The organism is Mycobacterium sp. (genome assembly GCF_036490025.1).
Classification (GTDB): domain Bacteria; phylum Actinomycetota; class Actinomycetes; order Mycobacteriales; family Mycobacteriaceae; genus Mycobacterium.
Genome location: NZ_DASXEP010000182.1, coordinates 42,077 through 49,104, shown reverse-complemented (window position 1 = coordinate 49,104; position 7,028 = coordinate 42,077). Strand labels below are relative to the sequence as shown.

At 64.7% G+C, this 7,028-nt stretch carries 8 protein-coding genes; 1 reads left to right on the top strand and 7 read right to left on the bottom strand.

Annotated elements, in window-relative coordinates; translation table 11 throughout:
• The 6 genes from VGG53_RS21790 to VGG53_RS21765 form a co-directional block, all read right to left on the bottom strand.
• Positions 1-340, bottom strand: a 340-nt coding sequence (locus VGG53_RS21790; protein WP_331520195.1) for an MlaD family protein, incomplete at its 3' end; no start/stop codon positions are given.
• A complete protein-coding gene (locus VGG53_RS21785; RefSeq protein WP_331520194.1) occupies positions 337-1,563 on the bottom strand; it encodes an MCE family protein in 1,227 nt (408 codons plus the stop codon). The genes VGG53_RS21790 and VGG53_RS21785, both read right to left, overlap by 4 nt.
• Before the next feature lie 5 nt (positions 1,564-1,568).
• The gene (locus VGG53_RS21780) at positions 1,569-2,438 is read right to left on the bottom strand and encodes an ABC transporter permease (RefSeq protein ID WP_331520193.1); all 870 of its coding nucleotides are present in this window, start codon (positions 2,436-2,438) and stop codon (positions 1,569-1,571) included.
• 1 nt (position 2,439) lies between these two features.
• Positions 2,440-3,243: an ABC transporter permease gene (locus VGG53_RS21775; RefSeq protein WP_331520192.1), complete on the bottom strand. Its 804-nt coding sequence runs from the start codon at positions 3,241-3,243 to the stop codon at positions 2,440-2,442.
• Between the two features lie 166 nt (positions 3,244-3,409).
• Entirely contained in the window at positions 3,410-4,441 is a 1,032-nt protein-coding gene (locus VGG53_RS21770) for an NAD-dependent epimerase/dehydratase family protein (RefSeq protein ID WP_331520191.1), read from the bottom strand.
• Positions 4,438-4,941 (bottom strand): nuclear transport factor 2 family protein, encoded by a 504-nt coding sequence (locus VGG53_RS21765; protein ID WP_331520190.1) that lies wholly within the window; start codon positions 4,939-4,941, stop codon positions 4,438-4,440. Before VGG53_RS21765 ends, VGG53_RS21770 begins: the two co-directional genes overlap by 4 nt.
• A 57-nt stretch (positions 4,942-4,998) precedes the next feature.
• Between VGG53_RS21765 and msrA the strand changes: the two genes are divergently transcribed.
• Positions 4,999-5,517 carry a peptide-methionine (S)-S-oxide reductase MsrA gene (msrA, locus tag VGG53_RS21760; protein WP_331520189.1) on the top strand — a complete coding sequence of 173 codons (519 nt, stop codon included), beginning with the start codon at positions 4,999-5,001 and terminating at the stop codon, positions 5,515-5,517.
• A gap of 98 nt (positions 5,518-5,615) precedes the next feature.
• Here msrA and VGG53_RS21755 read toward each other — a convergent pair whose 3' ends face one another.
• Positions 5,616-6,944, bottom strand: coding sequence for a cytochrome P450 (locus VGG53_RS21755; RefSeq protein WP_331520188.1), 1,329 nt, complete (start codon positions 6,942-6,944; stop codon positions 5,616-5,618).
• Positions 6,945-7,028: the final 84 nt, after the last annotated feature.

Genomic DNA, 7,028 nt, shown 5'->3' with positions numbered 1-7,028 from the left:
TTCCCCGGCTGATTTCGAGGTACCGGTTGCCGATCAAGTCCTGGTAGCGGATCTGCGCGGTCGTCGACTGGTAGAGCTGCACCGTGCGGTCGACGGAGAACTCGACGCGTATCCGCTTGTCCCCCTCGACCAGCTCCACCTTCTTGACCTTGCCCACTTCCACGCCTGAGGCGCGGACGAACTGGCCGGCGCGCAAGCCACTGGCATTACTGAACTCCGCGGAATAGCTGTCGGTGCGGTCGAAGCGCACTTGACCGAACACCACGACGATGACGGCGGTGAGCAACAATTGGACGGACACGACCGTCGCGAGCCGCACGACTGTACCGGTGATTCTCATGGGTTGATCGTGTTCTCCCCGTACTGGCGCCCCCACACGTATTCGTTGGCCAGCGGCTGGCCCAGCTCGAAGTGGTTGTAGGGCGCGATGCTGTTGCCGGAGTCCATCACCAGATACGGCGCGGGCCACAGATCGCGGGTGATCGGCGCCCAGCAACCCGGCTTGCCGCCGGGTCCGCCGCGCCCGTTGATCCTGGGCAGATTATCCGGATACACGTACGGGTTCTCCGTGCCCGCGATCGCCACCCCGAGTTGGGCCGCGTAGTGGTTGCCGCTCTCCAGTGCGGCGACTTTCGGCGCAACCTCGGCGAAGTTGCGGATGGTGCAGAACACCTCCGGGCTGTAGGTGTCGAGCAGATGGGCAGTCGGCAGCAGGTCGGCGGTGAGGCGTTCCAGATACGGCCGGCTGCGGGTGAAGATGTCGTTTCCGGTGTTGGCGAAGCCGATTGCTGCCAGCAGCGCCGCGTCGAGTTCGGCCTGATGCCGATTGAGCGTTCGCGCTGTGGTCACGGCATTCTCAAGCGCATCAAAGAGATCCGGCGCGGCTTTCGCGTAGACATCGCCGAGCGCGGCGAGCTGTTGAATGTCGTGGCGGATAGTCGGCATCCGGGGATTCACGTCGTCGAGGATCTTGTTGCCGTTGACGATCGACTGCCCGAACTTGTCGCCCAATCCCGTCAACGCCTGGGCGGCGGCACCCAGCGTGAGGTTCACCTTCACGGGGTCGACATTCTCGGAAAGCTCGACGAGCGTCTCGAACACGGTGTTGAACTCTGTCGTAACCGATGTCGCATCGATGACGGTCGACGATGTAATCCGCTGTGGTGTCGGCTCATTGGGTGATGTCAGCGATACGTACTTGTTGCCGAAGACGGTGGTCGCCTGAATCTTGGCGACGACATTGACCGGTATCAAGTCGACGTATTGCGGGTCGACGTCGAGAGCGAACCGGGCCGCCGGTTTGCCGCGATGTTCGACTTCGGAGATGCCGGCTACCCGGCCGATGCTCACACCGTTATAGGTGACTTTCGAGCCCTGATCCATCACCAGACCGGCCCGCGCGGCCAGCATGGTCAGCTCGGTCTTGGGCGTGAAGTCGCCACGAAACTGCGCGTATATCAACGTAAGTAGCAGCGCACACGCCAGGAACAGGCCCGCACCCGCAGCGGTGTCCGGCCAGGTCCGGGTCTTTCGCTCCTTCGCCTTTTTCACGGGGATTGTCATCGCGGCTACACCGTCAGGTTGAAGTTCGGGTCGACGCCGTAGAGCGCAAGGGAGGTCAGCAGGACGACGATCACCGTGGACACCAACGAGAAACGCATCGAACGGCCGACGGCCTCACCCACTCCGACCGGCCCCCCGCTGGCGTTGTAGCCGTAGTAGCAGTGGGTGATCATCACGATCACCGCCATGACGATGACCTCCCCGCCGGACCAGAACACGTCCTCGGTGCGCAGGAAGGTTCGGAAGTAGTGCTCGTAGGTGCCCTCCGACTGGCCGTAGAACAGCGTGGTGACGACCTGCCCGGACAGAAACGACATGACCAGCGCCATCGCGTACAACGGGACGACCACCACCAGCCCGGCCATCAGTCGGGTCGACACCAGAAATGCCACCGACTTGATGCCCATCACCTCGAGGGCGTCGATCTCCTCGCTGATTCGCATCGCGCCCAGTTCGGCCGTCGCACCCGCTCCGACCGTGGCGGCCAGCGCGACCCCGGTCACCACCGCGGTGACGACACGCACGTTGGCAAGCGCGGCGAAGAACCCGGTGAACGCCTCCACGCCGATGTTGCCCAGCGACGCGAATCCCTGGATCGCGATCAGCGAGCCGCCGGACAGCGTCACGAAACCCACGATTGCCGCGGTGCCGCCGACCACGGCCATGGCGCCGGTGCCCATGCCGATCTGAGCGATCAGCCGCAACGTCTCCCGGCGGTAGCGGCGCAACGCCCAACCGGTCGACCAGCCACCGATGATCGCGAACCGGGTGAGGTGTCCGGCCTTGTTGAGCCCCCGTACCGCGCCGCCGGCGTAGTAGTTGAGGTTGGCGACCGTGCGCGGGTAACGCGCACGAATCACAGCCGTGGTCGACATGTCAGCGGCCCGTCCCGAACCGGACGCCGATGGTGGTCAGCACCACGTTGACGGCGAACAGCGCGATCACGCACAGCACCAGCGTCTCGTTGACCGCGACGCCGACACCTTTGGGACCACCCTTGGTGGTCAGGCCGCGATAGCAGCCGACCAGGCCGGCGATCGTGCCGAAGATCGCGGCCTTGATCGTCGCGATGACTACCTCAGGCAAGCCGGTGACTAAGGTCAACGTGGCGAGATAGGCGCCGCCCGAGACGTTTTGGAGGTGGACGCCGAACAGGAACCCGCCGACCAAACCAATGGTGATGACGGTTCCGTTGAGCAGCGTTGCGACGACCGTCGCCGCCACCACCCGTGGTACCACCAGCCGGTGGATGGGATCGATGCCCAGGACTTCCATCGCATCGATCTCTTCGCGGATGGTGCGCGCGCCCAAGTCGGCACAGATGGCCGTCGAGCCGGCGCCGGCCACCACCAGCACGGTGGTCAGCGGACCCAGTTGCGTCACCGCTCCGAGCGCGGCACCGGCTCCGGAGATGTCGGCGGCGCCGAAGGCGGCCAGCAAGGTGTTGAGCGTGAAGACGATCAACACGGTCAGCGGTATCGAGACCGCGATCGTCGGCAACAACGCGACCCTGGTGATGAACCACGTTTGAACAATGAATTCGTTCCAGTGAAAAGGCCGTCGGAACAACGCTTTTCCGGCAAGCACGCACATCCGGGCGAAGCCACCGACTGTCGCCAACGGCGGCGTGAGTTGGTCACGCAGGTAGCCGGTGAGCCCGCCGGGCGTGGTAGCGGTCATCGCTGCCCGACCGCCGAAAGCGGGCAGCCATGGACCAGCGCAGGGTGGCGTGCTTCAGTGCGGTGCCTGCACGCAATCACCATGCGTCACACTATGTAACAGAAATCACTTCAGTTACATGAGACACGCGGGGAATCCGGCGTAGGAAGTTAAGCGTGATTCCGCTTCACTCGGCGGGCGCGGCCTTGCTGTTTCGCCTAGCGTTCTTCATGTCGGCCCAGAACCGGGCCGCCTCCCGAATGGACTGCTCGACCGGCCGTGGCTCCCAACCCAATTCGCGGGTGGCCTTGCCGTGGTCGACCGGGGCTTCGGCCCGCATCATCCGTACCGACGCCATGCTGAGCTCGGCGTCTTTGCCCGTCAACCGGGCTCGCAGGCTCCCGATCGCAGCCATTGCGTACAGCACCGGCACCGAGATCGACCGCCGCGGCGGCGGCACGCCTGCCTCGTCGGCCGCGATCTTGACCACGTTTTTCAGCGGAATCATCCGCTCCGAAACCAGGTAGCGCTCGCCGGTACGGCCCCGTTCAGCCGCCAGCAACAGGGCCTGCGCCGCGTCGTCGACACCGACGACCTCCAACTGGATCCCGTTCATCAGGAACGGCAGCTTGCCGAAGACCGCTCCCGCGATGAAGGCACCGTGCGGGGTGCGGCCCCAGTCGCCGCTGCCGTAGGTCGTCGAGACGCACATGGCGACCGCGGGCAGGCCGGCGTCGGCCGCGTACCGCAACACCATGTCCTCGGCCTGGACCCTCGATTCGACATACGGCGTGAGGCTGCGGCGGTCGATGGGGTCGTCCTCGGTCGCCACGTGGCCATGACGACGGCCCACCGTCGCGTACGTGCTGGTGAACACGAACCGCGTCAACGTAGCCGAAATAGGTTCTGCCGCAGCAATGTCCAGGACATTGCGGAGCCCGTCGACGTTGGTGTGAAACAGCGGTGACGGGTCTTGCAGCCAGGCCCGCGTGTCGACCACGCAGTAGTACACCTCGTCGCAGCCCTCCATCGCCGCGCGCACGGTGGCCGTATCGAAGACGTCACCGTGAAAACGGGTGACGTCCAGATCGTCGATGCTGCGGGTGTTGGCGGTCGGGCGAACCATTACCCGCACGTCGGCGCCCGCGGCGACGAGCTGGCGGGTGACATGCGAACCGAGAAAGCCGTTGGCCCCGATGACCAGCTTGGCGGGGCTCACTGTGGTCCTCCGTATGTCTGTAGCCAACGTGCTGCGTCATCGTCGAGCGTGCCCAGCGCCTCCGCCTTTTTGCACCACTTGATGCCCGCCTGCAGAAAGCGCAGCGGGTTGTAGATGTCCTCTTGCCGGGACCACTGACCGTCACCGGCGTAGGTGACGATCGAGATGTTCGTCGCGCTGATGATGGTGCCGTCGCCGGGGTCGACCATCGGGTTGTCCAGTTCGCAGATGATCCGCCCAGTCGGCTCGTCGATCACCGACCACAGCGAGGGAAAGGCCGTCATGTGGCTGCCCGGAAACGTCGTCATCGTCTTGCTGATCCAGGTGAGCACCTGCTCGCGGCCCTTCATGGTGCCGGCGGCGTGCTCGATGTAGTCGACATCCGGGGTGTAGTGCTGCACCCACTCGTCCCAGTTCTTGGTCTCGGCCGCGTGAGCCACGGTCTGCTCGAACGTGTCGAACGCGGCGGCGAGCTCGTCGCCGCTAAAAACCTGCTTCACGCAAGGAACTAGAACACGTTCTACCGCGGTTTGTCGAGCACGTGGATAATCGCGGAGATGACGGACTACAACAAGGCAATACTGGCCGGCGGCTGCTTCTGGGGCATGCAAGACTTGATCCGCAAGCAGCCCGGAGTGGTCTCGACCAGAGTCGGCTACACCGGCGACCCACACGTCCGCAACGCGACTTATCGCAACCACGGAACCCACGCCGAAGCCATCGAGATCACCTACGACCCGGCAGTCACCGACTTCCGCGCAATCCTGGAGTTCTTCTTCCAGATCCACGACCCGACCACCAAGAACCGGCAGGGCAACGACGTCGGACCCAGCTACCGCTCCGCGATCTTCTATACCGACGACGATCAGAAGCGCGTTGCGCTGGACACCATCGCCGACGTCGAGGCCTCAGGTCTGTGGCCGGGCAACGTGGTCACCGAAGTCAGCCCGGCCAGCGACTTCTGGGAGGCCGAGCCGGAGCACCAGGACTACCTGGAGCACTTCCCCAACGGGTACACCTGCCACTTCATCAGGCCGGACTGGAAGTTGCCGCGACGGGCAAACGCCGAGCGCTAGGCGCAACAGGCCGCGAGACAGCAGCTAGGGCTGTTGTTTTGGCCCAAATCACAACCCTCAGCGCGATTTCGCGGGACGGGAAGGCATAGCCGCAGATCTTAACGCCGACGGACCACGATCTTTCCGCCGCCCTTCGGGGTGTAGGCGACACCACGGGAATGCAGCTTCTCCCCGGGGGCGTTCGTGGTGTCGATAGTGAAGTGGCGCAACACTGTTCGCAGCACCACGTCCATCTCCATGTTGGCGAACGCGGCCCCCACACAGCGTCGGGAACCGCCACCGTATGCGAGCCAGGCGAAGCTGGGCGGCTTGGCTCCGACGTAACGCTGTGGGTCGAACCGGTCGGGATCGGGGAACAACTCCGGGTCGGCGTGCAGCTTCGCAATGCTGACGATGATGGTGTGCCCGCGCGGGATCGCCCATTCGCCGAGCTCGAACGCCGGCGCGTAGACGTGCCGGCCGGCGGCATCGATGACCGTTCGGCTTCGCTGCACCTCGAGGATCGTCGCTTGCCGCAACTCGTTGTCGTGGGTCTCGGCCTCGGCGACCAACGCGGTCAGCACTTCAGGATGTCGGCTGAGCCGTTCGAATGCAAAACCGAGCGTTGACGCGGTCGTCTCGTGCCCGGCCGCGAGCAGAGTGAGCAATTCATCGCCAATGTCTTTGCGCGACATGGCCGAACCGTCTTCGTAGGTGCTGCGCAGCATCATCGCCAGCACATCGGTCCGATGCTCGAAGTTCGGGTCTGACCGCTCGTCGGCGATGAGCTTGTCGACAACGGCGTCGTAGCGGTGTCGGTATTCCGCCAGCCGGCCCCACGGTGAGTAGCGACCGTAGGTTCGGGAGGGTTTGGGCAGCGTGGCCAGCCGCGAACCCAACGTCACCCACGGCGGCAGGATCCGCCGGAGCTCGTCGAGCTCCGCGCCCTCGGCGCCGAACACCGCCCGCAGGATCACGTTGAGCGTGATGCGCATCGTGGACGGCAGGGTGGCGAACGCCGTCCCCTGCGGCCAGTCGGCGATCTCGCGCAGCGTCTCCTCTTCGATGATCGACTCGTAGTTCTTGATGCTCTTGCCGTGAAAGGGCGGCGCGAGCAATCGGCGGCGCTGCCGGTGATCGTCGTTGTCCAGCGCAAACACCGAACCCGACCCGAGCAACCGGCTCAGGTTGGGCTGGATGTTGCCGAGCACTTCTGGGCTGGCGGTGAAGACCTGCTTGGCCAACTGCGGACTTGCCGCCACCACCATCGGGCCGTACACCGGCAGGTGCAGCGAGAATACATCGCCGTAGCGGCGCGCCATCTCGTGCATGAAGCGTCGCCGGACGAACGCGAAGGCGACCCCCTGCAACGCTTTTGGAATTCGTGGCCCAGGGGGCAACTTGCCGGTCGCCGTCGTCGAACCCGCGTGGGTGCCGATGGTGCTCATCGCGGTGCACTCCCAACATCGGTGTGGTACTGCGCCGTACCACTACTCATTCCGGTACGGTACCGTGTGGTACCAGGTGCGGGC

Excerpts from the sequence above, each read along its gene's own strand:
- VGG53_RS21785 (WP_331520194.1), bottom strand. The coding sequence starts at position 1,563 with ATGACAATCCCCGTGAAAAAGGCGAAGGAGCGAAAGACCCGGACCTGG.
- VGG53_RS21775 (WP_331520192.1), bottom strand. The coding sequence starts at position 3,243 with ATGACCGCTACCACGCCCGGCGGGCTCACCGGCTACCTGCGTGACCAA.
- msrA (WP_331520189.1), top strand. The coding sequence starts at position 4,999 with ATGACGGACTACAACAAGGCAATACTGGCCGGCGGCTGCTTCTGGGGC.
- VGG53_RS21780 (WP_331520193.1), bottom strand. The coding sequence starts at position 2,438 with ATGTCGACCACGGCTGTGATTCGTGCGCGTTACCCGCGCACGGTCGCC.
- VGG53_RS21755 (WP_331520188.1), bottom strand. The coding sequence starts at position 6,944 with ATGAGCACCATCGGCACCCACGCGGGTTCGACGACGGCGACCGGCAAG.